Genomic DNA, 25,687 nt, shown 5'->3' with positions numbered 1-25,687 from the left:
TCGCTCAAGAAGCCTTCGCCCGCCGTGGCTGGCGCAGGTGCCTGACGCCGCTCATCTCGACGAATTTCGTCGCCGTATCCCAGAGATAGTCGCCATAAAGGAAGGGCTCGAAAGGTTCGGCGCCGGCCAAAGGCAACGGCGCGATCTCGGCGTCTACGCGCGGCTCATAGAAGAAGGGGATCGAGAAGCGCGCTTTTCTCGGCGCGATCACCCGATGCATTGTCGCGCGCACCCGGCCAGCGGTCCAGCGCTCCAGCAGTTGGCCGAAATTGACGGCGAGCGTGCCATCGGCCGGCGGCACGTCGATCCACTCGCCGGCGAGGTTCTTGGCTTGCAGGCCTTCGACGCCGTCCTGCGCCAGCAAGGTGACGAAGCCGGAATCGGCATGCTCGCGGCCGATGATCGTGCGCGTCTCGCCTTTGTGCATCACTGAAAAGTCGGGGCCGGAGAGGTCGACGCTGCTGTTTGGATCGCGCAGCGGATAGCGGATCAGGCGCAATGTCGAGATGCCGCCTTCGAAATCGGCGTCGAAGACTGTCTCGGTAAGACCCAGCCCGCGCGCCACCGAGCGCAGCAGGGCGTTACCCACCGATCCCATGGCCTTGTAGTAACCGGCGGCGGCGGCGCGCCAGCCGGGCAGGATGTTCTCCGCGGGCAGCGGTGTCGCCTCGCAAAGCGGGTCGTTGGCATCGAGGCCTGTGGGGGCGGCCCGCGCATCGGCAATGTCCGGCCCCATGTCGATACCTTCCTTGTAGGAGACGGCAGTCGGCTGCAGCGGAAACCAGCCGCGATAGACGTTCTTTCGCGTGGGGTCGAAATTCCAGCGCAGGAGCCTCTGCTTTTCCGCCTCGGGCAGCGAAAAGATCGCCAGCAACCGCGCCCGGTTCTGCGGCGTCAGCCAGTCGTCGCCCGGGAAATCGCGGATCGCCATGAAGCCGATGCCGGAGGCCGCCGCCATGATTCTGGCGTCGGCCTGGTCGCGGGCGGGCGAGGGCGGACCGAACAAGGCTGCAATCGCAATTGTGTCGATGTCGGCCATCATTCTTCCTTCCGTCGGACACCGCAAGCAGGGCGTGGCGGCTGGCAATTGTCAATCGCAGGCGAGTCCCCGTTATTGGGCCACCACATCAGGGCGGCCGATCATAACCCATCAATGGTTTTTGATTGACGCTGTGATGCCCGGCGCTACCGTGCCGGCGTTCTCCAGTAACCGAGTGATTGTCATGACGAAATACCAGGGCGGGTGCCTGTGCGGCGCGGTGCGCTATCGTACGGAGGCGGAGCCGATCAATGAGCGCGTCTGCCACTGCCGGATCTGCCAGAAGGCGATCGGCGCCGCTTTCAACGCGCGGCTTCTGTTCCGCATCGACGACGTGACGATCGAAGGGCCGGTGGCGACGATCAATTCCACGCCCGACCTCCAGCGCGGCTTCTGTCCGGTGTGCGGCACGACGATGTTCTCACGCCGCGACTCAAGGGGCATTCTCGGCGTCACCTCCGGCTCGCTCGACGATCCGTCGCTGTTCAAGCCCGACATGCATTTCTGGACCGCCTCGAAGCAGTCCTGGGTGATGCTTGACGATGGCCTGCCGCAATATGAAGGCGCGCCGCCGGCCTGAGTCATTGCGACGCAGGCCTGCACAAAAATTTCATCTTCGATTCACGAGATAGCCGGCAAAGCGTCATTGGCGGGCCATCATTGGCTGCCTATCTAAGCGCCATGCGGGAAGGCATCGAGGAGGCGACGGATGAGCGAGAGCATCAACACCCTGGACGAGCTTTTGAACGACCCGATGGTCCAGCTCGTAATGGCGCGCGACCGCGTGCGCCCGGCCGAGCTTCGCCTGCTTCTGGAAAAGGCTCGCGACAGGGCGGGCGAGGATTCCCGCATCGACCAGGCTTCGGTGCCGCCCGCCCATGTGGTGGCAAGAAGCTGCCTGAAGCAGTGGCTCTATCGCTGAGGCAGCCTTGGGACCGTCAGCTAGAATTCGCGGGTAAGTAACTGTAGTGGCTGCGCAAATAGGCGAGCCTGAAGCCGAGCCGGTCGTAGTTGCGATAGGCCGGTCCATCGCGGTCGGGGCGCGGCGCCTCGATGTCGGCGACAAACAGTTTCGCGCCGGCGGCGATGCCGTCGCGAACCAACCTTTCGCCAAGCATGGCATCAAGATCGAAGCTTGGGGCCATGATCCCCGGCACCGGCGCGTCGATGCCGCTCCAGGCGGCGCCGTCTGGGCCGATGAAGAGCGAGCGCACCGCCTCCACGGCGCCTCTGCGTCTTAGCATGTAGTGATGCCAGCCCCTGCGGCCGACGAGCGCGGTGAGCCAGGGAGAGGTAGGCAGCCTGTATCTGGCATCGATGAAAGAGGCCCAATCCGAAGCTGTCCTGGGCGTGACCTCCTCGACCACCAGATCGTCTACCGGGATAAGCGGATCGGCTGGGAAGAGCGGCTTATCCGGCAGCGGCGTCGCGTCGCGATAGATGCGCTCCCAGCCGCCGTGCTGCTGCATTCCGCGCGCTTCCAGCCAGCATCTCAGCCGCGACGGCTCGGTATGCGGATTGCTGTAGAACCACGGCCGCATGATGCCGGCCGCGCGGTAGTGCGCGAGCAGCGCATCGAGTTGTTCCTCGGTCGCCGGACCATCGACGCCGATATTCTTCACGCAGTTGAAATGGATGAACGGGATCGTCGTGCAGGTGGTCCAGACAAGGTCGCCGTCGCGCGCGATCGACAGCCCTTGCCGTGCCGCGAAATCCGCGGGCGCCGCTGCGTATGCGTCAAGCCAGGCCGCGACTTCGGTGCGCTCGATGGCGCGGCTGAGATCGCGCGACACCTCCTCGATCGCGATGTCCGGGGCGTGCGTTTGCGGCGGCACGACTGGCTGCAGTTCCGAGAGGGCGGCGGTCGACATGGCATGCTCCTCCGATTTGCCTTACAGTGTAAGATTAGCAGAGAATAATATGATGACACCTGTTGTCAAGCAGGATTAGCGGCACCTTACAAATCCGTGAGTTGGAATCACGCTATCGTGAGGCTAAGCCTGTCCTCGATGGGCTTTCGATGACGATTCACTTTTTGCCCGGATGACGACCGGGACACGGGGAAAGGACCGGTATGACCGACGTCTGCACTCAAGGACTGGACACCGGCTTTGTCGGCCTGGGTTATGCCAAGGTGGCATTTCTGGGCATCGTGCAAGGCATCACCGAATTGCTGCCGATCTCGTCCACGGCGCATATGCGCATCGTGCCGGCCGTGCTCGGCTGGCAGGACCCCGGCTCGGCCTTCTCCGCCGCCATGCAGCTGGCGGCGCTGGCTGCGGTGATCAGCTATTTCTGGACCGATGTCAGGGACGTGCTGTTCGGATCGATTTCGGCGATCTCGCGCCGCGATTTCGGCGACCGCCATTTCCGCCTCGCGATGAGCATCGTGCTTGCCACAATCCCGATCGTCATTGCCGGCCTGGCGCTTTCCGGCGTGCTCAACGCCTGCAATTCGCCCTTGCGCGGGCTTGCCGTCATCGGCTGGGCATGCATCGCCATGGCGATCCTTCTGGCGCTCGCCGAAATCTTCGCCAGCCACAAGCTGATGCTGCGCCAGGCGTCGATCCTGGATGCGCTGCTGGTGGGCGTCGCCCAGGTCGGCGCGCTTATTCCCGGCGTATCGCGCTCGGGCTCGACGCTGACGGCGGCGATGGGGCTTGGCTTCGCCCGGCCGGAGGCCGCGCGCCTGTCCTTCCTGCTCGGCTTGCCGGCCATCGCGCTGGCCGGCCTCAAGGAACTTTGGGAATTGCACAAGGTGCATCTCGACGCGCATGGCTGGTCGATCCTGGCCGTCGGCCTTATCGTCGCCTCGATCTCGGCTTTCTTCGCCATTTGGGGGCTGATGCGGGTGCTCGAGCGCTTCTCCGCCTGGCCGTTCGTCATCTATCGCGGCCTGCTCGGCGTGGTGCTGCTAATCTGCGTCGCCACCGGCTGGCTCACCTAGCGGGCGCGGCCTAATCCGCCATATCGCCCTGACCCTCGGATGCGCCGATGGATCTTGTTAGCTTGCTGCAATCTTTGCCTTTGCTGGCGACGCTGGTGAAATCGGCGGCGCCGGCGGCACTTGGCGCCGGCATGGGCCTTGGCCAATGGCTGGCGGCGTTGCCGCCTTGCCGCAACCAGACTTTCGAGAACGCGGCCTACCTCGTCTGCGAAGCCGACCCGAAGCATTTTTCCATCGAGCTGTTCTGGAAGAACAAGGACGGCGACCTCTATCGGTCGCTGCATAATCTGCGCAGCGCGCAGCAGGCGACGGGGCGCACCATGCTCTTCGGCATCAATGCCGGCATGTACCACCCGAACCTCGCGCCGGTCGGCCTTTATGTCGAACGCGGCGAGCAGGTCACGCCGGCGAAGATCGGGTCGGGAACCGGCAATTTCTCGATGCAGCCCAACGGCATCTTCTATCTCAGCGGCGGCAAGGCCGGGGTTCGCGCGACCAAGGATTATCTCAAGCGTCCGCCGCGCGTCGATTACGCCACGCAGTCCGGGCCGATGCTGGTCATCGATGGCAAGCTGCATCCGAAATTCCAGGCAGACGGCACCTCGCGCAAGATCCGCGATGGTGTGGGCGTGCGCGCCGACGGCGTCGCGGTCTTCGCGATCTCGGACGATGTCGTGACCTTTCACGAATTCGCGCGGCTGTTCCGCGACCAGCTCGGCTGCCCGAACGCGCTCTTCCTCGACGGCTCGATCTCGAGCCTCTATGCGCCCGGCATCGGCCGCAACGACGATTTCTGGAATCTCGGGCCGATGATCGGCGTGTTCAGGCGCTAGCCAAGCTTGCTTCGACGCCGCTCCGAATCATCCGGTCGCGCCAAAAGTAAATTTTGATTCAAACTTTGTTGGTAATTTCTCATTAGGAATGGGGGTTCCGGCGGCGCTGTTCCTGCCTCGGTCTGTTTTGTTTTGCGTACAGGTCAAAGATGCGGATTTTTGGCGTCGTCAGTTTCGTGCTCGCCTCGCTATACCTTGCCGGCTGCTCGTCCACGTCGGGCGTCGATGCCTTGCAGATGCCGTCCAACGAGACGACGAGCTCGGTCGTGCGGCCGAGCGCGCCGGTGTCGAAGGGCGTGCGAACCGCCGTAACCGAAAGAACCGTCTCGACCGCGTCGATGTCGAGCGCTTCGCGCTTCAAGCCGCCGGCGCCCTTGCTCGATGAAGAGAACGCTCGTTCCGACGATGAGAACCAGCGCCCCTTCGGCCTTGCCGAGGAGGAGACAGTGAACTTCCCGGCGGCCGATCTGCCGGACAGCGTCGAGCCGCCGGTGCAGGAGGCCGCGCTCGTGTCGCCGCCGAAGCGGCTGTCGCGCGCGGCGCCCGCCATGCTCGCTGGCCCAGTTACCCGCTCTGCGTTCCGCGACGCCAAGCCGATCAATTTCGGCCGCTCTTCGCCTCGCCATCTCGCCGTGCACGGTGTCGACGTCTCGCGCTGGCAGGGCAACATCAACTGGGAGAAGCTGCGCGCCCAGGGCGCCAACTTCGCCTATATCAAGGCGACCGACGGCGGCGACCATCTCGACCCGATGTTCATGAAGAACTGGCGCAATGCCGATGCCGCCGGGCTGAAGCGCGGCGCCTATCACTTCTTCTACTGGTGCCGCACGGCCGGCGAGCAGGCCGACTGGTTCATCCGCAACGTGCCCAAGATGGACGGCGCGCTGCCGCCGGTCATCGATGTCGAGTGGAACGGCGATTCCTCCTGCAAGCGGCGGCCTTCGCGCGAAAAGGTGCTGGAGAAGATGCAGGTGTTCATGGACAAGCTGGAACGCCACTACGGCCAGCGGCCCATCATCTACACCAGCCCCGATTTCTATCGCGACAATTTGCGCGGCGCCTTCCTGGATTATCCGTTCTGGCTGCGCGCTGTGGCGGCGCACCCGTCAAAGGTCTATCCGGGCCGCAAGTGGGTGTTCTGGCAGTATTCCGGCTCCGGCCTATCGCATGGCGTGAGCGGCCGCATCGACCTCAACGTGTTTCATGGCGACGAGCGGCAATGGCGCGCATGGCTGGGCGGCGGCGGGCAGATGGTTGCCGACGCGGATTAGGTGCTTCTGCCTTCTCCCTTTGTGGGGTGAGAGGCGGTCCGCGTTAGCGGACGAAAAGCCAATTGCTTGGCTTTTCGAGCGTCGAATGCCCTGAGCCTGCGAAGGGCCGGGTGGTGGCCGCGAAGCGGCCGGATGAGGGGTGTTCCAGGGAAGGCCGCTCCTTTGAAGTATCGGGCCGCGGCGCGCCTTCGTCATCCACGGGCGGAGCAAGGAACGAAGCGACGCGCGCAGATCCGAGGATCGACCCGTTTCTTAGGGCGAATGGGTAAAGCTGGGCATTACCGGCCAAGTGAAATTCCCCCGCAGCGAGCTAAGTTGAGGCATCTTCGCTCCAGAATTTCCGGGAGAAACAGGCATCGCCGTACGGTCGCTAGCAAACGACCACCGTCGTTAGCGGCGTTTGGAACTCTCTCATTAGGAGGACGTTCTGTTTCCAGGGTCATTATTTGGAAGGCAAGGAGGTAGTCCGATGAATATCAAGACGCTCAGCATGGGCGCACTTGCGCTCGCTCTGATGGGTGGTGCAGCGATGGCTGGGTCCACCACAGGCACGTCTGCGCTCGATGATCCGGCCAAGATGTCTCCGTTTTTCACCGATGCCGGTATGAAAACCCTGAGGTCGGAAACCGATTTCAAAACGGCGTGGATGGCGATGAAACCTGACGAACGAACTGCGGTGCTGAAAGACTGCGGCGATACCACGCTCAACAAGGCGCACGCCGATTTCTGCGCGATGGCTAAGAAGATGGGTGGCTAACTCGTTCTCACGGCCTAACAGAAGGAAATAAGGCGGACCACGTGTCCGCCTTATCGGTTGTCGGCGGCGATGAGGCGGCGAAAGTGTGTCACCTGCGCGCTACTATAGCGTGAAAGCCCTCCATCTCCCTCGCCGGCGCGGCGCTTAGTCTAGAAACGAAGCAGCTGGTAAAAAAGATGGAGCTCAGGGGACCTCCGCATCGAACTCCACAGCGAAACCCGCGTCGATCGCGCTTCGCGCTATGTAATCGCCAAGTTCCCAATCCGTCAGCTCGCAACGCGGGAACCGCTCTCTGACGGCGTGGATGGCCTCGGCCATCGAAACGCTCGGGCTTTCGACATGATCAAGCAGGTAACGGACAATCGATTGGCGAACGTCCGGTGATGTAAGCGTCGGGGCGAGCGCTACCATTTCACGCCCTATGAATGGAGCCGTGTTTCAGTGCGATCGGCAGTCATTGCATCGAAAGCGATGGGAATGCTGTGGACGATGCACGCCGCAGCCAATATCTCTTCCATCGCAACGTCTTGGACGGGAGAGTGCCCAAGGCGGTCCTCTCTGCTAAGGGCGAAGGCACTATCCATACCGCAGGTGAGCGATATTTTGCGGCGAATCGTTTCTCATTACGGAACAAACCGATTGCGATAGGAATTTATGGACAGTGGTCGGTTCCTGTTGCGAGGATGCAGCTACCATATCCACACTCCTGCCCGTCGCCCTTTCTCCCTTCAAGCGGCGGGCTTTTCATATTCTGGCTTGGGCTCAATATGTGGTGGCGAGGCTATTTCGCTGAGTAGTCCGGCCTACAAGATCTGTGTCACTCGATCGCGCCAGTCCGGATTATTCAGCGGCGGTGTCGGGGCGCCAGGGTTTTTTGCATCATTGGTTTGCGCGTTCGGTCAGTTGCTTGTGGGCTTCGAAGATGCGCAACTTTTCGGGATATCCAAGCCGCAGCGCCGCCTTGCAGCCCGGACATCTAAAGGTGGCTATGACCTTGAACCATGAGCCTTTGCGGATGACCGGATGCCGGCATCTTGGACAATCAAACCTCAGATTTTGGTCATTGAGGCTGTCAGGAATTGGCAATAGGGCCTCCCGCACCGAACTGGAGCGGATGCCCACCATCATCGCAGGTAAATGGTGGGCATCCACGAACTGGCGATGAAGGGACTATGCTCGCCTGCGCATGCTAAGATTCATCTCGGGAAGATGTTTCACGGTCGGGACCTATGAGTTGCAAGGCAGGGACCTTCGTCTCACGTATGTGCGACTGACGGGCAAGGCACATTGATTATGGGAACAATGCAAGGTGTCGCGCTGTTCCGGGACAACCTGTTGCGCACGTTGCCACTTTGCGCACCTAGGCTACCAGCATCTGCCCGTCGGCCTCGGTCGGCGGGCCTTTTCGTCAGAAAGATGGGAACTGGAGCCTGCGGTCCATTGTTGGAAAGGTGTCTGCGGCGTCCCCTCAAAAACCGCAGACTGGTGTGCAACACCGAGCCCGCGCCTCCGCTGATGGGCGCCGGCTTTTCTATCGTGAAGTGACAGATGACGTTCTGTAAACAGGACGCCGGCCAATTCAAGGGCTAGGCGTATCGCGGTAACTCTTCCAGGACGCAGCCGCCGTTTCCCGCTCTCGAAGTCGCGGATCGTCCCTTCGCTCACGTTTGACTTGGCCGCAAGGCGCACTTGGGTTCTTGTTGGCATTTCCGGGCGCGAAAAGCGCCCGGGAGATTGGGTTTTTGGCTTATCGCCCGGGGGTGAGCAGACTTCGTGTGTCGAATGAGCGATCTAGCTTGACGTTGAGCGAGATTCTGAGAGGCGTCAGGCCGGGCTCGCTCATTTCATGCTTCCAAGGTGGTTGCAGAGCGCCCCGTAATTTTCTTAAAGTGCAATTGATTCTAAACGATTTTTCGACCTCTCCTGCCCATAATCACTTCGGCTGATGAGCCAAAATCATCCGGGTTCAGGGGCCGGTATGAGAACAAAAAAAAGAGCCCCGGTTTTCGGGGCTCCTCGGCTTCAAAAGAATGTCTGGCTCTCAGCTGGCGGGTGGGATTTGGCTTCGTCTATATACCGTGGCTCCGTGGACCTCGCGACGCAGCACCGGTTGCACACCGGCGTTGTGGAGTTCGATCATAAGCCGTCGGAAGTGCATCCTCCTTTCGACAGCTAGGTTGGCCAATGTGACGTAATCTCGTCGGAAAGCGTCCAGGGCTTCCAGTCTGATCACTTCCTGCAGATGACGCTTCCGCGGATTGCGAGCCGTTTCAGTCGGTAGCAGACCGCTCGCGATAATGGCCTTCAGAGTGCGGTCGTTGACGTGGAGAGCCTCTTCGACTTGCTCCTTTGTCATGCCGGGAAGGTCTGGGCCGCGAGTCATCTCGCATACCTCCTCCAAGTCGACCAAAATTGCCTTGAAGCCGGATGTGCGACCATCTTGCCCGATCCAAGCCAGCCGACCTTCAAGGATCAGATCAACGATTTCGCGGACTGCACAATTTGCCCTTCGTGCTGCTTCGAGAATGCCGACCTGATCGGGGCGGGGGGCGCCGATCCGCTTACTCTTTTTCAAGAGTGCTGCCATGAAGGCTTCCAGCTGTGATCGGCTGAAATGTAGCCCGAGGCCGTTCCCGTGTCCCTGACGCTTGAAAAGCGGTTTGAGATACCCCTCATGGTACAGCATGTAGTTGTGTGGGCGAGGACAGTTGTACTCGCGGGCGATATCCTCCAGAGACAGTGCGGTCGGGCCGTCGCGCAAAATGGCCTCGGCCTCGTGAGCGCGAAACAGGGCCAGGCTGGCGGGGAGGCGGGCCTCTTCCTCGTTGAGGACTCCCGCTTCCCTCAACATTTTGCGCAGCGTCTTTCGGTGCATGCCGCACTCCTTGGCTGCGGTTGCAACGCTGTGCAGCGAGCGCCGATCGACGGGCTGACCGAAGAGTTCGTCTCCTGGGCCATAGGGAAACGTGTCGATCAAGAAGTCGGTAAACAGGGCGCGTAGGCGGGAATACCCGTCATCGCGGAGGTCAACGTTAGCCCAGTCCCAAAAGTAGCCGAAGCTCGTTTTAGGGCCGTTCAGCCTGTCGGCGGCCCGATGGAAGCGACTGTGCGATTCGACCAAAAACCGTGAGATGCGCGCTGGTCCGGCGGCCAGAATTTCAAACCCCGTTTGTCCCGCGATGCGTTTTCCCTCTTCGTCCTCAGGCACGAGAAACCTCGGTCCCTGCATGGCGGTGACCCCGAACATGTCCGCCGCGCGTATGACGGCGAACAGCGGCCATTGATCGAGCCACGGGCTTCCGCCGACCCCGCTGACGCGCTCGCCCACATAGTTCTCGAATGGGGTCGGGCATTGGTCGGCTGCATTGTTCGCGAGTTGCCGAACGGTGAGGTCCCGCCGGAAGAAGATCGCCGAGAAGTCGTGTGCGTATTCGCCGCGCTCAGGCTTGGCGATCTCAACCAGCCGACAGTGGTGGCGAAAGCAGGTGTACACAGGGCGAACGCACCAGATCGCTCGGCCATGGACAGCGATATCGGGGGGAAGGTGCGGCGAGCGCTCGATGTCCTCGATCAGGCATTTTGGGCAAATACGGATGCGCTGCCGAACGAGGCAGCTCTTCAGCAGCACCTCCCCGCCGAGAATAATGCGCGAGCCCTCCTTGCGAAACGCAAACGCCTGCAGCGCCTCGGCAGATACTCCGCCGAGGCTTGCGAGACGACTGACCGCGTCCGCATCGCCGCGCAGGACGGCGGCGAAGTCAAAACCCATGTCGTAGCAGAACTCCACGACATTGGCGGCTCCGTTCCGGCCGGCTAACCGACTGGCAAAGCTTGCGGCTGTTTCGCCATCGCCAAGTGGGACAGTGAGAGGGAGGGGCGCCATCAAAACCTCCTCTCCGTCTTCTTTGCCGAAGGCGGGTCTTCACGCTCTTTCAGGGCCCTGACCGTCGCGACCAGCGTATCTGGCAGGGCGCGCCAGTCGGAGACCAGGAAAGGGTTCTCGGAGAACGAGGCTCCTGTGACATCGTGAAAGTAATCCGCGAAATCATCCAGGCCGAGTCTGCTTTTGCCCTTCCAGGCGGCATAGAAAACGGCCGCCTTTCCCACCTCGAGCGCCAATCCCTGTCCACCGGATGCCGCGTGGATCAGCCGGGGGACTGCGTCGATCGCCTCGTCGCCGAACACCTGTATCCTTGCGACGCGGCAGTAGGATGCGATCGCCTCGGTGAGGTCCTCGATGACGTGCCCAGTAGCGACGACCCGCTCGAATTCAACTCGGGTCGCACGCCGTTTCAAATAGCCGGGATCAAAGAGACCCTCGATTTCTGGAGGGCCCGAGATCAGCAAATTGAACCCGTCGGCCAAAAACAGCATCACGTAGTTCATCGCGTCACGCAAAACCTCTTCATAGGTCGAATGAAAGGTCTTGGAGACGCTGCGGATGCGCTGGAACTCGTCGAAGTGAATGATCTGTGGGCGCAGATTCCTGAGCTGGCCGTCGACTTTTCGCAGCATGTCGTTCGGCTTCGGCATTCTTGCCAACTGATATTGGCAGGCTGTGAGGATACGATCCCCAAGCTTCGTGACATTGAACTGCGAAGGCAACACGACGCTCAGGAAAGGGGAGGGCGCTTTGCCTGCGCCCTCCCCGAATTCCGCCCGCGCAAGTCGCTTGATCGCTGACGTTTTGCTCGTGCCGGTTTCTCCAACCACCAGCAGCATGCGACCTTCTTGGTTGCGGCCATGTGCGTCGGACAACGAGAATCCGCTACCCCTGAGGAGGTGAAAGGCGGCTCTCAGGCGGTCGTCTCGGTCGGTCACAAGGTACATTGGCCTTAGCGTGTCGAGCAGGCCTTGGAGAGCCGGGTCGGCGATATCGATGTCAGGAAGGGCGCTAAACATCTCCTTCGCCCTCCATGCGCGATTTCCGGCGCTTGGGCGCGGGACGTTTAGGATCCGGCGTGTCCTGGCCTGTCGGCTTGGAGTCTTCCGCCACGACATCAGACCCAGGACGCTCAGTCGGTGACGGAAGTCTGGCGAGCAGGCGCTCCGCTACCTCCTCGACACCAGCGTCGTCCGGCTCTACCTCGCCCATATCGAAGGCGACCGCGATAGTGCGCTCGGATAGGTCCAGCTCCTCGGGCGTAGGCGACGTCTGGAAACAGGCGCGATCGACAGCATCCTGGGCAATGCCCCGGATGTCCCGCAGCGCCGCGAGGATCACTTCCTGGTTGCGCTCCTGCCCCGCACGCATCTTCCGCCGTACCTCGCCGCAGGTGGCCATCCATTCCGCCAAAGTCACGCCGTCCAAATCTCGGTGCGTGGGGACGGTTACCCAGTCCTCGCCTATCGCTACCGATGCGCGACCTACGTTTTCCGGATCGATGCAGGTAGCGACAGGCACGTCGCCAACGGTTCGCCGGTGCTTCTGAAGAGCCTCCGAGTTGTAGGGGATCCCCATGAAGCGAACGCCGTGAGGGCCGAGTACGCGTTCAACCCTCACCCCGAAAATTGCGCGCGCCTTCTCGCGATCCGGCCCCGGTTCGACCCCATAGAGTTCCGCCAGTTCGTCCCAGCGTTCCTTCGGTGTTTGGCCGCCGAGGCGGGCCTGTGGCGTGTTGTGATAGACGTCGACGATCCAGCGGACCAACACCTGAAAGAATTCTTCAGCCCTTAGGGACGCTCGTTTTTCGGCAGGATATTCACCCAGCTGAACAACGTTCGAGTATGTCCGCCCGGTAAAGTAGCCAACGACATCTCGGGCAACGCGACGGAACGCGTACTCCACCGTTGATCGAAGCCAGGGCACACCGCCCACGGAAATCTCGTGCGTGGACCCCATATCGACGATCGCGCCACGGAATGAATTTGCGATGAAGGCGGGTCCGTTGTCTGTCACGACCATCTCGGCGGTGCCGGACATGTACCAATCCGTCCAGGCAGCCAGGCTCCGGGCGAACCGCGTCTTGTCCCTCGTCATCATCCGGAGACAGGCGAGGGCAGCACTCACCGACTCGGTAACGTCCATCGAGATCGACAGAAAGCAGCCTGTCGCATAGTCCAACGCCGCAGTCATGACTGGTCTCGCGGTTTCAATGTATTCCTTGAGTTTCGGGGGCAACTCGTCCCAGGCCCCAGCCTTTTGGAGCAACACATGCAGGTGCGCTTCCCACGCATCCATCTCGACACGTTGCATGGCGCGTACGACAGTGTCATCGAGGCCGACGCCGATCATGCGGAACTTGCGTTCGGCCGCGCCACGGGTCTTACGCGCGGCGTACTTGTCGTACTCGGGAAGGTCGTGAACGTATTCGCGAAGGAGGTCGTACGAAGGAGGTTCAAGGGCTTTTTCGTTGCGAGCCTCCCGTTCCTTGTTGATTTTATCGAGGTCCCCGCGCAGGTCATTATGGAGCCGCCGAATTGAGGGACCTTCCTCGCTCTTGCATTTCTCGGCCCAAGACGCGAGGAGCGCGTAGATTTGCGGATGTAGCCTTGCGGTAAAATTCCCCGAACTGACATGGCGACGATCTCGCAGGGCTAGCGGGTTGTACTCGCTTGCCTCCAGTCTGTTCACCCAGCCAAGAAGTGTGTCCGGGCATGGAGGCTCGCGTGTAACTTTCGCGGAACCGGCCGTCTTCTTTCGTGGCTTTCTGTGGCCTCTCGCGACTTTGGTCCTAGCGACTTCCATCTTCTCGATGTCCGGAGCAATCACCTCGATGATGTGTTCGGCTGTGGACCTGCGGAAACCGGGTTGGCGTTTCAGCTTCAGGTATCTGCGGACCCACTCCATTTTCCAGAGAATGTCGGCCTGCTCGCTGTCAGGCAGATGAGCCAGGGAGGTTATTGCGGAGTAGTGGCGGAGCCGGACGGCGGATACGGTGAAATAGCCCTTGTCCCTGAGCATCTCGCCCGAATCCAAGCCGGTCCAGATTTCTTCATGGGAATAGAATTCGGCCAGGCCCTTCGCGCCTTCCCGGACAAGTAGGTATCCGCCAGCCTGCGTTTCGCCGAGGGAATAATGGACGCCTTTGATCGTGAGGCGGTCGTAGTCGCCGAGGCGAGCTTTTCTCTGGGTCATTTTACGCGCTCCCCACAACGGGCGGCAGCTACAAGCGTGCCGTAGCCGAGCCGGCCCTTTCCGTCAGCGGACAGGAGACCTTCCGCGACAAGGCGAATGATCGGGCGGAAGCAAAGTCCGCCGCCGCCGAACAGGGCAACCAGAGCGCCGATGGATACTGGCTGCGCCTGCGTCGCGCAGTGGCTGAGGATAAGCTTCTCGACGACCGGGTTTCCGCAGCGCCGCGCCGCGTGCATCAGCTCCGCGTTGAATACGGCGGTAGGGTTGATGTCTTCGTCGGTCATCAACAGGATGCCGTCGGCGACTTCCGGAGCGAGCTGGGCATTCATGCGCTCGACCAACGCATTCAGATTCCGTCTGGCGACCTTTTCCGCCGGCTTGGAGTAGACGAACGCGCGTCGGCCATCCTTTAGAACCCACGCGAAATCGAAGGTGTGGGAAAATTCCTTGTCCCCGAAACCGACGAACTTGAGCGATGTAGGCTGGTCAATGAGGTCGGCGGTCTGCCCGCTCGCGAGGAGGACCAGAGCCTGCTTTCTTTCTAGATCGGACTCGAAGACTATCGCTCGGCCCAGGGCAACCAGCGCGCCGCGCGCGGAGAATATGCTGCGCAATGGCGGTAGGCGCGATGCGAGCGACCCGCGAGGCGGAGTGAACATGTAGGTGGAGAACGTGTCTCCGGCGGGTGCATTGATGGGTGTGGGTTCGGGATTCATGGTTGGCCCTTTCGGGCGCCAACCGTCCATTTCGGCACGCAAGCCCTTGACGCCGGAGTTGGCAGATGCGACTCTCCGGGGGCAGTTGATTGCGCCGAAAACGGTTGGCGCCGTTTTCTGGCGGCTGATTGTGATGGCCAACCTGAGCTTCTGATGGCATGAGGTTGGCCGGGTTTAGCGGCGCTCCCAACGATTGGGGGCGCCGTTGTTTTGCGGGGCAAGCGCGATCACTGTCCGCCAACCTCCTTTCCGTTGATCGGGCGTTTAGCAGCACACTCAGCCAACCAAACGCCAAGCGCGCGCGCCTTTGCAGGAGCGCCAGAGCTGTCGTTTAGAATGAGATAAAGCCCGGACGCGACGGTCGGCTCGGGCGTCGGGCCCCTTACTATGTCCTGGCTGTCCCTGTGTCAGTCCTCCCTGCAGAAGACGACCGCGCTGCGGGCCCCTCAGGCCCGGGGTGCGGCTCCGATGGAAGCCCCTCTCACCTTCGCCCATGAAACGAGCACTCTGCCATATATGTGACGGGGAGGCAATCGGGTTTTGCGAACTACGGTAGGTTAAGTGCCGTATGGCTTAGCGGTTGATCTCGTCTTTCCCGCTTGGTACAAGTTGATTGCCATAAAGGACTCGATATAGCGCTGAGAAGGACTCATTGTTGTTGTCAACAATTGAAATCTATAGGACTTAATGCTTTCGTTGTTCCTGGTTTTGGCCTGACATTACTGAATGGATTCACAGCGAATCCTATCATGTATGCGATTGTAGCAAGTTTGCTCACCTTATGCCGCCCCCGGCCGGCCGCGTAAGAATCCTCTGACGTGATGCGCCGGATATCTAGGAGCGACCGCGGGGACCGGATGGCGTGGTCAATGGCTGCCGGGCAGCAACGGGCCTATTCCGGTCCTTCCGGCGAACCCTACAATCTCCAAAACCCGACATACATCGTTACCGCTAATAGGCGCGTATCACCGGAAGATATCGTACGGTCTTCTAACGCGAAGCCGTGACGCATGACCCGACGACGATCAGCCGCGCGCCGGCAGGTTCTTGGCCACCTCGACGAAGTTAAGCACCGCTTTGGCGCGATTGGTGCGCTTCCATACGAGCACCGTCTGGGAGCGAAAGCCGGGATTGAGGATCGGCCGCACCTCAACATTGCGGCCGAGAAAGTTGATCAGGCTTTCGGGATAGATTGTGACGCCGAGGCCTGCGGCGACGAGGCCAAGCAGAGCCAGCGTGTTGGAAGCCTCCAACTTGATGTTGAGCGCCACGCCTTCGGCTGAAAACATATCGTCGAGCCGCCAGCGATATGCCTCCCATTCGATCATGTCGCCGAGAATAAGATCCTCCTCAGCCAGGTCAGTGGGTCGCACCTCATGTAACCGCGTAAGACGGTGGTTCCTTGGCGTCACGACGTAAAGTGGGTCCTCGGACAGGAGCAGCGAGTGGAAATCGCTGTGGTCGAACGGACCGATCATGTAGCCGACGTCGACTTCGTCATGCGCCAGCGCCACTTTCTGACCCTGAGTGCGTATGTAGCGCAGGTTGACGTCTATATGGGGATAGAGCCGCCGGTAGCGCGATACGGCGAACGGCATCAATTCGGTGGCGGCGAAGGCCATGTAGGCCACGCGCAGGCTGCCGGTCTTGCCTTCTGCAACCAACCGCGCTGCCTTCACTGAATTCGAATAGGTCTGCATGAGCCGGATATTTTGCTCGTAAAAGCTGCGTCCGGCAGGAGTCAGCGCCACCTCGCGCGTTGTGCGCTCGAAGAGTGGGAAGCCCAGTAGATGTTCGAGCTTCTGGATGCGCCGGCTGAGCGCTGACTGATCGATGTTCAGCCTCTCGGCGCTGCGGCGAAAGCTCAACTCTTCCGCCACGACGAGAAAGGAATGGGTGAGTTCTAGTCCCGCTTCCGTGTCCATAACGATCCCCTCGATTGATGCGTTTGGCGCAAGAATAATTGGCCAAAGACCATTTCAGCTCAAGACGGAGACGCGGCAATCTTTCGGCGGATACCGACGGACGCGAATGTCCCCTGGTCACCGCAGAGAAACGACGCCGCATTGTCGGCACAGACAGAGGAACCGTCATGAGCGACGTGGACAACAAGGAACTCGACCGCATGCTGCAGCAGGCGTTCGCCGCATCGACAAAAATCTATCAGGAACGCGGCTTTCAGCGCCGTGTCGGGTTCGGGAGCCGTCCGGCGCTTGTCAGCGTCGATCTCGCCAATGCGTGGACCCGGCCGGGCAATCCGTTCACATGCGACCAGCAGGCCATGGACAACGAAATCATCCCCGGCATGCAGAGGCTACTAAAGGCCTGCCGCGCCAACGGCCACCCGGTCATCCACGTCACGACGGCCTACGAGATCACCGATCGCGATGCCGGTTTCACTGACATGGGTCTCTGGCACTGCAAGATTCCGATCGACGTCGTGAACCTGAAAGACAAGGAACTGTGGGCAATCGACTCCCGCATCGCGCCGATCGAAGGCGAATACACTCTGCTCAAGAAGCGGGCGAGTTCTTTCCACGGCACCGGATTGGCCGGGCTGCTCCGGGCCGCCGGCGTCGACACGATCCTGGTGACTGGCGTCACCGCGACTGCCTGTGTCCGGACCACGATCTGCGACGGCTTGGCGGACGGCTTCCGCACCATCGCGGTGCGTGAGTGCATCGGCGATCGCGTTCCGGGCGCGGTTGCCTGGAACCTCTATGACATCGACGCGAAGTTCGCCGACGTCCACAGCGTGGACGAATGTGTCGAGTATCTCAACACGGTCAACACCGCCCGCATTGCGGCCGAGTGACCTGGCTGGCGCGTCCCTGGGGGCGCGCCTTCATCGATCGGGAGGAATGAACATGGCACGCATCGGCGTTGACGTCGGCGGAACCAACACGGACCTGGTGCTCGAATGCGCCGGAGGGGTGTTCTACCACAAGGTTCCGACGACCCTGAAAAACCAGTCCATCGGCGTGGTCGAAGGCGTCCGGGGCATTTGCAGCCTGGCCGGGATCGAGCCGTCCGAGGTGGATGTCATCGTCCACGGGACGACCACCGCGACCAACATCACCATCGAGCACAACGGCTCGGAAACGGGCATGCTCACGACGCGCGGCTTCCGCGACATCCTGCATATTGGGCGGCACAAGCGGCCGTACAATTTCTCGCTTCACTTCATCGTGCCATGGCAGAGCCAGCCGCTGGTGAAGCGCCGCAACCGCATCGCCATCTCCGAGCGCATCCTCCCGCCGCGCGGCGATATCGAGACGGCGCTCGACGAGAACGAAGTGCGTGAGGCAACGAGGCTCTTCAAGAAGCGCGGTATCAACTCACTCGTGATCGGCTTCATGTTCTCGTTCCTGAACGATGCCCACGAGCGCCGCGCGAGGGACATTGTGCTGCAGGAGATGCCGGATGCCTATGTGACGCTGTCGAGCGAGGTCGCCAACGTCATGCGCGAATACGAGCGTTTCTCGACGGCGGCGATGAACTCGTACGTCGGCCCGAAAACGGCGTTCTACCTGCGCGACCTGGAATCGAAGCTGCGTGAGGCAGGCGTGTCGTCCAAGCTGCGCATCATGCAGTCGAACGGCGGCGTCTCCACCGTCGAGGCCTGCGCGACACGCCCAGTGCGCATCCTGATGTCCGGTCCGGCCGGTGGCGTGATCGGCGGCGCCTCGGAAGGCGAAATGGCGGGCGTGAGAAACATCATTACTGTCGACATCGGCGGAACCTCTGCCGACATCAGCACCATTCCTGACGGACGGGTCAAGATCATGAATCCGCGCGACACCTACGTGTCGGGCCATCCCGTACTCACTCCGATGATCGATCTCGTCACCATCGGCGCCGGTGGCGGCTCGGTCGCCTATATCGACGAGGCGGGCGCCTTCAACGTGGGGCCGCGTTCGGCGGGATCGGAGCCAGGCCCAGCCTGCTACGGCCGCGGCGGCACGGAACCCACGGTAACTGACGCGCAGATCGTGCTCGGCCGCCTCGACCCCGACCTGGTGCTGGGCGGCGACCTGAAACTCGACCCAGCGCTTTCAAGGGCGGCGATCGAGGAAAAGATCGCCAAACCGCTTGGCCTGTCGGTCACGGACGCGGCCCTCGGCATCATCAAGATCATCAATAACAACATGGCGCTCGCCATCCGCTCCAATTCGGTGGCGCGCGGCATCGACCCGCGCCAGTTCTCCATCCTGCCGTTCGGCGGGGCCGGGCCGCTGCACGGCGTCGCGCTGGCGGTGGCGATCTCGGCACGAGACGTGATCGTTCCTGTGGCGCCGGGCATTACCGCCGCCGTCGGCCTGTTGAAGACCGACCTGCAATACGAGCAGACCGAGGCGGTCATCGTCGAGCTCAATGCGGCGGACGAGGCCCAGCTCGAGCGCATAAACCGCGCCGCAGCCTCGCTGCGCGAGCGGGTTGTTGCAGACTTGGACGCTGACGGCATCGCGCGCGACCAGCAGAAAATCGAGATCGTGGCGGAATGCCGTTATCACGGCCAGGGATTCGAACTGCGCGCAAAGATGCCCAAAGGGTCAGTCACGCAAACCAACAAGGCGGTGATCATCACCAGCTTCCATGACCAGCATCAGCTCGACTACGGCTATAGCTATCGCGAGCAGGAGGTGGAACTGATCACCTTGCGCGCCATCGGCCGCGCCGCAGTGAAACGCATCGTTATCCCGAAGGTCAGAGCCACAGACGGATCCAGCATCGACCGGGCGCTGATGTTCGTGCGGGCGACAACCTTCGACGACGGCCGCACGCTCGAGACGCCGCGCTACGATCGCACGAAGCTTTACGCGGGCGACAAGGTCAGTGGACCGGCCATCCTCGTCCAGCACGATTCAACGACCCTGGTGCCGCCCGGCTACGTTGCCGAGACGCTCGAATACGGCAACACGCGTGTGCATCGCGCTGGCGTGGCTTGAGAGAAAAGGGAGGAAATCATGATCAGTATGGCCCAGGTCGTTGCGCTCAAAGAGATGCCGGCCGAAATCGATCCCATCACGCTGCAGGTCATCCGCGGGTCGTTCGAGACCATCGCCGAAGAGATGGCGCATGTCCTCTACCGCATGTCCTTTTCCTCGATCATCCGTGAATCGGAGGATCTCGGCGCCGGCCTGTTCGACATCGAATTCAACACATTGTGCGAGTCGGAATCGACCCCGATGCATATCGGCTCGATCCCGGGGTACCTGCGCGGCATCCAGGCAACGCTTGAGGATGGCGAGTGGTACGAAGGCGACGTGATCGTCCACAACCATCCTTACCACGGCTCCAGCCACACGCCCGATCTCGCGATCGTGGTGCCTGTCTTCTGGCACGGTCGCCTGATCGGTTTTGCCGGCAACACCGCCCACCATGTGGACATCGGAGCGGCGACGCCCGGCCTCATCATCGACGTGCCGGATGTCTTTGCCGAAGGCATGCTGTTTGCCGGCATCAAGCTTTACCGCAAGGGCCAGCCCAACAACGCGATGTGGAGCTTCATCCGCAACAACAGCCGCGCAGCCCAGCAACTGGTGAGCGACATCGAGGCCCAGGTCGCTTCGGCCAGACTTGGCGCGAAGCGCTTCGTGGAGCTGATCGAGAAGTTCGGCGAAGACACGGTCTTCCAGGCGGCCAACCAGCTGATGGACTATGCCGAGCGTATGATGCGCCAGCGCATCCGCGATATTCCCGACGGCGAATATACGTCCGAGGGCTGGCTCGACGACGACGGGCGCAATCGCGACCAGCGCTTGAAGGTGAAGGTCACCGTCCGCGTCAGGGGCGACGAGCTCGATGTCGATCTCACCGGCTCGGCCGACCAGACGCCAACCGCCTACAACGTGCCGTTCGAAGGTTCGACCAAAGTCGCTGCCTATGCGGCTTTCCGCAAGCTTCTGCTAGATGCCTATACATCCGAAGTGCGCGTGCCCTCCAACGAAGGTTCGTTCAGGCCGATCAACGTGATCGCGCCGCTGGGCTCCATCTTCAACCCGAAGCCGCCGGCATCCGCGGAGGCGCGCTTCACCCAGTGCAATCGCATGATCGATCTGATCATCCGCGCGCTGGCGCCCGTCATGCCGGATACCGTGATTGCCGGAAGCTCCGCCTCGATCTCCTTCGCTGCATATTCGGGCGTGCGTCCGAGCGGCGACTACTGGGTGTTTCTCGAAGTGAACGAGGGCGCCTATGGCGGTCGCCCGCGCTCGGACGGCCCAGACAGCATCGACAACCTGATGGCCAACACGCGCAACAATCCGCTCGAGGACCTGGCGATGCATATTCCGATGATCTGCGATCGCTACGAACTGCGCGACGACGTGCCTCCCGGCGCCGGGGAGTTCAGGGGAGGACTGGGCGTGGTCAAGGCGCAGCGCGTGCTGACCGATGGCTTCATCACGCACGAGTCAGAACGCCACAAGGATGCGCCCTGGGGCATCTTTGGCGGCACCGACGGCGCGGTCGGCAAATGCCTGATCTACAACGCCTCGGCGCCAGGTGCTGCCCGCGAGATGCACTCGAAGTTCTCGGGACTCGCCGTGAAGGCCAACGATACCATGGCCTATTACAGCCCCAATGGCGGCGGTTACGGCTCGCCGCTGAAGCGGCCTGCCCAGAAGGTGCTCGAGGACGTGCTCGACGGCTTCTATTCGGCGCAGCACGCGCGCGATGTCTACGGCGTCGCGGTCGACGTCGAGCAGGAAACGGTCGATGTCGAGGCGACCGCGGCGCTGCGGGCAGCGCTCGCAAAAGCCTCATAGCACCCGCGAATTGACCCTTGGGCGTTCTGAAACACGCCCTGATCCACGACAACAATGGGAGGAGAGCATGTTCGAGACTACCGGAAACAGCGCTGGCATGAGCGCCAAGGACGTACGCTACGCGACCTGGGTGACCCTTTTCGCCTGGGTCTTCGCGGTTTACGATTTCATCCTGTTCGGGACGCTGCTCCCGGAAATTGGCAGGCAAGAGGGCTGGAGCACCGCGTTTCAGGCTGGACTCGCGACGTGGATTGCCGTTGGCACCGCGGTGATTGCCTTGCTGGTTGGACCGACGGTGGACCGTATGGGCCGCCGAAACGGAATAATCCTGACCGTCTCCGGGGCCGCCATCTGCTCGGCCCTTACGGCGATAGGCGGCGGTTTCGGCAGCCTGATCCTGGTGCTCATACGCTCGCTCGGAGGCTTTGGATATGCCGAGCAGACGGTCAACGCTACTTATCTCAGCGAGCTTTATGCCGCTGCGCCTCCCAGCGTGGCGCGGCGCCGAGGCTTCCTCTACAGCCTCGTGCAGGGAGGTTGGCCGATCGGCGCGCTTCTGGCAGCCGCGCTAACCGCAATCCTGCTGCCTTTGATCGGCTGGCAAGGGTGCTTCATCTTTGCCGCGCTTCCCTCGCTGATCATCGTCGTCTTCGCGCGCAAACTGAAGGAAACCCCGCAGTTCCTGGCACACCAGCTCAAACGTAGTCAGCCCGCAACTCAAGATCGGGATCAACACGGTTTGCGCGCGACGCTGCAGGGCCCGACGCGGCGGACGACGCTGGTTCTTGGAGGCGCGTTCCTGCTCAATTGGTTTGCCATCCAGGTATTTAGCGTGCTTGGGACGACCGTGATCACGGACGTTCATCATGTCTCTTTCGAGAACTCGTTGATCGTCCTGATCCTATCCAACCTTGTCGGCTATCTCGGATATCTTGCCTTTGGCTTTCTCGGTGACCGCATTGGCCGGCGCAATGCGATCGCTTGGGGTTGGACCATAGGCGGCATTTTGTTCACGGGCATGCTGTATGCCCCCCACAGCCTCGGTCCGGTTATGGCACTCTACAGCCTTGGGCTGTTCTTCCTTATCGGCCCTTATGCGGCGCTGCTGTTTTTCATCGGCGAGAGCTTCCCGACGACCATCAGGGCGACTGGGGGCGCGCTCGTCGCCGCGATGGGACCGATCGGCGCCATTCTGGCGGGACTTGGCGCAACCTACCTGCTTAACGCTGGGTCGACATGGCAGCTTGCCGCTCTTTATTTCGGAGCCGTGCCCTGCTTCGTGTCCGGACTACTGATTTGCGCTGCCCCGAAGGTCATTCCTGACGACGTCTCGGATGCGAAACTTGTCGGTGCGGCGGAGTCGCTGGCTTGATGCAAATGACCCTTTGTGCTGGGGCTGGTTCAGGTAGCAGCTCTGCAAATCTGCCTGCGTTTTGGTCTTCGTAGCCAAGCAGGCGCGGAAGGAATGCTGGGAGAGGCTGGCCGCCTCTCCCAGCGATCGCATGGCAGCGTTGCATGCCAATCCGCTTTCATGATCCAGCCTGTGAAGCGAATTGATTTTATCGAGGTAGCCGCAGAACCATAAGGCAGCCCCGCTGATTGCCGTATGCAGCGTCGCGCCGCCGCTGAAAGCTCTGAGAAGAATGGCCAAAAGGTTTGCGTTTCTGCTAGTCCGCGACTTCACCCTGTCGCCATTGTCGCTTTTCATCGACACGCTGCGGTTGGCGGGCGACGAGGGCGACCGCAGCCGCAGGGTCGAGTTCGACTGGCAGATCGTCGGCGAGCGCGGCCTGCCGATCCGGGCGAGCTGCGGCATCGAACTGCTGCCGACCAAGGCGATCGGCAATCCGGAGGATTTCGACAATGTCGTCGTCGTCGGCGGTCTGCTCGATGTCAATCGTAGCTTGAGTTCGGAAAAGGAGGCGTTCCTGTTGCGAGCCGCCGAGAAAGGCGTGCCGCTGACGGCGCTTTGCACTGGGAGCTTCGTGCTAGCCCGGTACGGCCTGCTCGACGGCTACAGCGCCGCCGTCAGCTGGTTCCACATCAAGGACTTTCGAGACCAATTCCCCGACGTGAACGCGCATGCGGATAGTCTGTTTTCAATCGACCGCGGCCGCGCGACCTGTGCCGGCGGCACGGGTGCCGCCGACCTCGCCGGTTATTTCGTCTCGCAGTTCATCGGCCAGAAAGCTGCTGAGAAAGCCGCCAAGATCCTGGTGCTCGATCGCATCCGCAACAGCAGGGACGTGCAGCCTGTCGGCGACCTGTTTCCCGGAGCTTCGAGTCGCGCCGTGAAGCGCGCCTTGCTTTTGATGGAGAGCAACCTTCAGGAGAAGGTGTCGATAACCGAGATCTCAAGCAGATTGAATTGCTCGCGACGCCAGCTCGAGCGTCTTTTCGGCGATGAGCTCGGTATCAGCCCGATGGCTGCCTATCTCACTATGCGGGTTCACTATGCGAAGTCCCTGCTGCAAGGCAGCGACCTGCAGATAGGGGAAATCGCGTACCGATGCGGCTTCGAAAATGCCGGGCATTTCAGCCGGGTGTTCCGCCAGCATACAGGTATCACGCCAACCCATCTCAGACATCCCAACCGCCTTTCCCGCGTGTTTGCGAAGCAATGATTCCCAGGCTACTCGTTCCGATAGGGAAACGTGTGCCCTGGGATGCGTCGTGCAAGATACTCACGAGCTTCCAAAACGCCGTTTTCGGGCGGCAGCAGACGCTCGCACTTTAGTCTAGTCGGTCCCCCGCACTCAGGATGTCGGCTTGCGCATGCGCTAAATGGAAATCGATCTCCTTGCAAAAGAATATCTCAGACGACTGCCCACGCCCCGAGTGATAGCCTGCGCTATCGCCCCTTTGAATGGACCTGGCGCATCCGCAGTCCTGTCCGTCGCTTAGGGCTTGCGTCGGCCAGATACTTTACTAAGGTGCCAGCAAGTCTTCAGTGTTCCCGCAAGCGTCTGTTTCTAATTTACCGACTTCTAATCTACCGACCGTTTCGGAGATATGATGACCGGAGTTCGAAGCTTCATCGTCCTGCTAGCGACTACCTGGGCGTTCACCATCTGCTTCGCGGTATGGATGATGTTCGGAGTGACAGGCATCCCGATCCGCGAACAACTCGGCCTGAACTCGGTCGAATTCGGGCTGCTCACCGCTACTCCTGTTCTCTCTGGCGCACTGTTCCGTCTGCCGCTCGGCATATGGACCGACCGGATCGGCGGCCGCCCCCTAATGCTCGCGCTGCTTATGGGCTGCGCCATACCCGTTTGGATTTCGTCCTATGCCACGGCGCTTTGGCAATTCCTCGCGCTGGGACTGGTGCTCGGGCTGGTGGGTGGTTCGTTCTCGGTCGGCACGCCCTATGTGGCGCGCTTCTTCCCGAAGGAGAAACGGGGCTTCGCAATGGGTTTCTTCGGGGCGGGCACGGTGGGTGCCGCTCTCAACATGTTCGTGGCGCCGTGGCTGATCGACGCCTATGGCTGGCAGATGGTGCCCAAGGTTTATGCCGCCGCGCTGATCGTGACGGCGGCAATATTCTGGGGCCTTTCCGCGCCTGATCCGGAGCGGCCGCGGACTTCGTCCTCCATGCTGTCGCAGCTTGCTGTCCTTCGCGATCCGCGCGTGTGGAAATACTGCCAGTACTATTCGATTGTGTTCGGCGGCTTCACGGCGCTGTCGATCTGGATGCCCCAGTACTTCAAGTCGGAATACGGGCTCACCATCGCACAGGCATCGCTGCTCGCCATGTGCTTCGCTTTGCCGGCAGGCATGTTTCGCGCTTTCGGCGGCTGGCTCTCCGACCGTTTCGGTGCCCACGCCGTCACCTGGTGGGTGCTGTGGGTCGCCTGGATCTGCCTGTTCCTGCTTTCCTATCCGAGGACCGACTTCACCATCCATACCATCGACGGCCCGGCCAGCTTCGGCATAGCGCTATCGGCCGAGTTCTTCACCGCGCTCCTGTTCGTGCTCGGCATCGCGTTTGCCTGCGGCATGGCGTCAACCTTCAAGTACATCGGAGGCGACTTCCCTGAGAACATCGGCGCGGTGTCCGGCATAGTGGGCATGGCCGGCGGCCTTGGCGGCTTTCTCCTACCGATCATGTTCGGAGCGATCCTCGACGGGACACGGGTCAATTCGAGCTGCTTCATGCTGCTTTACGGCATCGTGTGGGTGTCGCTGACGCTCAACTACCTCACCGAGGTGCGGCGCGCTCCGGTCATGGGCGAGGAGGCGGCACAGCCGAAAGCCTCGCAAGCCTGACGCTGAT

General features: G+C 61.4%; 19 protein-coding genes. 12 read left to right on the top strand and 7 right to left on the bottom strand.

The annotated features are described in order from the left end of the window. Positions 1-4: 4 nt before the first annotated feature. A complete protein-coding gene (locus WDX12_RS28790; RefSeq protein WP_434722880.1) occupies positions 5-1,042 on the bottom strand; it encodes an isopenicillin N synthase family dioxygenase in 1,038 nt (345 codons plus the stop codon). A 181-nt stretch (positions 1,043-1,223) separates the two neighbouring features. On the opposite strand from WDX12_RS28790, the gene WDX12_RS28785 reads away from it, so the two are divergent. Next, on the top strand, positions 1,224-1,619 hold the full coding sequence (locus tag WDX12_RS28785) for a GFA family protein (protein WP_434722879.1): 396 nt from the start codon (positions 1,224-1,226) through the stop codon (positions 1,617-1,619). Between the two features lie 129 nt (positions 1,620-1,748). Further along, positions 1,749-1,961, top strand: a complete 213-nt coding sequence (locus WDX12_RS28780) for a hypothetical protein (protein ID WP_140647475.1) — start codon at positions 1,749-1,751, stop codon at positions 1,959-1,961. A gap of 16 nt (positions 1,962-1,977) precedes the next feature. On the opposite strand, the gene WDX12_RS28775 is transcribed toward WDX12_RS28780, so the two are convergent. After that, positions 1,978-2,910: a hypothetical protein gene (locus WDX12_RS28775; RefSeq protein WP_434722878.1), complete on the bottom strand. Its 933-nt coding sequence runs from the start codon at positions 2,908-2,910 to the stop codon at positions 1,978-1,980. A gap of 203 nt (positions 2,911-3,113) precedes the next feature. Between WDX12_RS28775 and WDX12_RS28770 the strand changes: the two genes are divergently transcribed. The 4 genes from WDX12_RS28770 to WDX12_RS28755 all read left to right on the top strand — a co-directional run bounded on the left by WDX12_RS28770 (position 3,114) and on the right by WDX12_RS28755 (position 6,847). Next, positions 3,114-3,986, top strand: coding sequence for an undecaprenyl-diphosphate phosphatase (locus WDX12_RS28770; RefSeq protein ID WP_320295823.1), 873 nt, complete (start codon positions 3,114-3,116; stop codon positions 3,984-3,986). A gap of 47 nt (positions 3,987-4,033) precedes the next feature. Continuing rightward, the gene (locus WDX12_RS28765; protein WP_320295822.1) at positions 4,034-4,819 is read left to right on the top strand and encodes a phosphodiester glycosidase family protein; all 786 of its coding nucleotides are present in this window, start codon (positions 4,034-4,036) and stop codon (positions 4,817-4,819) included. A 149-nt stretch (positions 4,820-4,968) separates the two neighbouring features. Then, a complete protein-coding gene (locus tag WDX12_RS28760; RefSeq protein ID WP_320295821.1) occupies positions 4,969-6,090 on the top strand; it encodes a glycoside hydrolase family 25 protein in 1,122 nt (373 codons plus the stop codon). A gap of 469 nt (positions 6,091-6,559) precedes the next feature. Beyond that, a complete protein-coding gene (locus WDX12_RS28755) occupies positions 6,560-6,847 on the top strand; it encodes a hypothetical protein (protein ID WP_320295820.1) in 288 nt (95 codons plus the stop codon). 2,041 nt (positions 6,848-8,888) lie between these two features. Here WDX12_RS28755 and WDX12_RS28750 read toward each other — a convergent pair. From WDX12_RS28750 to WDX12_RS28730, 5 genes are all read right to left on the bottom strand, one after another. Then, positions 8,889-10,730 carry a TniQ family protein gene (locus WDX12_RS28750; protein ID WP_434722877.1) on the bottom strand — a complete coding sequence of 614 codons (1,842 nt, stop codon included), beginning with the start codon at positions 10,728-10,730 and terminating at the stop codon, positions 8,889-8,891. Beyond that, positions 10,730-11,749, bottom strand: a complete 1,020-nt coding sequence (locus tag WDX12_RS28745; protein ID WP_434722876.1) for an AAA family ATPase — start codon at positions 11,747-11,749, stop codon at positions 10,730-10,732. Before WDX12_RS28745 ends, WDX12_RS28750 begins: the two co-directional genes overlap by 1 nt. After that, complete coding sequence (locus WDX12_RS28740) at positions 11,742-13,925, bottom strand: hypothetical protein (protein WP_434722875.1); 2,184 nt, start codon at positions 13,923-13,925, stop codon at positions 11,742-11,744. Before WDX12_RS28740 ends, WDX12_RS28745 begins: the two co-directional genes overlap by 8 nt. Continuing rightward, positions 13,922-14,782 (bottom strand): hypothetical protein, encoded by an 861-nt coding sequence (locus WDX12_RS28735; protein ID WP_434722874.1) that lies wholly within the window; start codon positions 14,780-14,782, stop codon positions 13,922-13,924. Before WDX12_RS28735 ends, WDX12_RS28740 begins: the two co-directional genes overlap by 4 nt. An 884-nt stretch (positions 14,783-15,666) precedes the next feature. Further along, the gene (locus WDX12_RS28730; protein ID WP_434722873.1) at positions 15,667-16,566 is read right to left on the bottom strand and encodes a LysR family transcriptional regulator; all 900 of its coding nucleotides are present in this window, start codon (positions 16,564-16,566) and stop codon (positions 15,667-15,669) included. A 167-nt stretch (positions 16,567-16,733) separates the two neighbouring features. Between WDX12_RS28730 and WDX12_RS28725 the strand changes: the two genes are divergently transcribed. The 6 genes from WDX12_RS28725 to WDX12_RS28700 all read left to right on the top strand — a co-directional run bounded on the left by WDX12_RS28725 (position 16,734) and on the right by WDX12_RS28700 (position 25,680). After that, positions 16,734-17,456: an isochorismatase family protein gene (locus WDX12_RS28725; protein WP_434722872.1), complete on the top strand. Its 723-nt coding sequence runs from the start codon at positions 16,734-16,736 to the stop codon at positions 17,454-17,456. Further along, the gene (locus WDX12_RS28720) at positions 17,362-19,590 is read left to right on the top strand and encodes a hydantoinase/oxoprolinase family protein (protein ID WP_434722871.1); all 2,229 of its coding nucleotides are present in this window, start codon (positions 17,362-17,364) and stop codon (positions 19,588-19,590) included. The genes WDX12_RS28725 and WDX12_RS28720 overlap by 95 nt, the downstream gene beginning before the upstream one ends. An 18-nt stretch (positions 19,591-19,608) precedes the next feature. Then, complete coding sequence (locus tag WDX12_RS28715) at positions 19,609-21,411, top strand: hydantoinase B/oxoprolinase family protein (RefSeq protein WP_434722870.1); 1,803 nt, start codon at positions 19,609-19,611, stop codon at positions 21,409-21,411. A 67-nt stretch (positions 21,412-21,478) separates the two neighbouring features. Then, positions 21,479-22,783: an MFS transporter gene (locus tag WDX12_RS28710; RefSeq protein ID WP_434722869.1), complete on the top strand. Its 1,305-nt coding sequence runs from the start codon at positions 21,479-21,481 to the stop codon at positions 22,781-22,783. Positions 22,784-23,054: 271 nt separating this feature from the next. Continuing rightward, positions 23,055-24,035 (top strand): GlxA family transcriptional regulator, encoded by a 981-nt coding sequence (locus WDX12_RS28705; protein WP_434722868.1) that lies wholly within the window; start codon positions 23,055-23,057, stop codon positions 24,033-24,035. 391 nt (positions 24,036-24,426) lie between these two features. Then, positions 24,427-25,680, top strand: coding sequence for an MFS transporter (locus tag WDX12_RS28700; RefSeq protein ID WP_434722867.1), 1,254 nt, complete (start codon positions 24,427-24,429; stop codon positions 25,678-25,680). The last annotated feature ends 7 nt before the right edge of the window (positions 25,681-25,687 follow it).

Source organism: Mesorhizobium sp. RIZ17 (assembly GCF_051127865.1).
Lineage (GTDB): Bacteria > Pseudomonadota > Alphaproteobacteria > Rhizobiales > Rhizobiaceae > Mesorhizobium > Mesorhizobium humile.
Note: the sequence above shows the minus strand (reverse complement) of the source record. Positions and strands in the feature narration are given on the sequence as shown.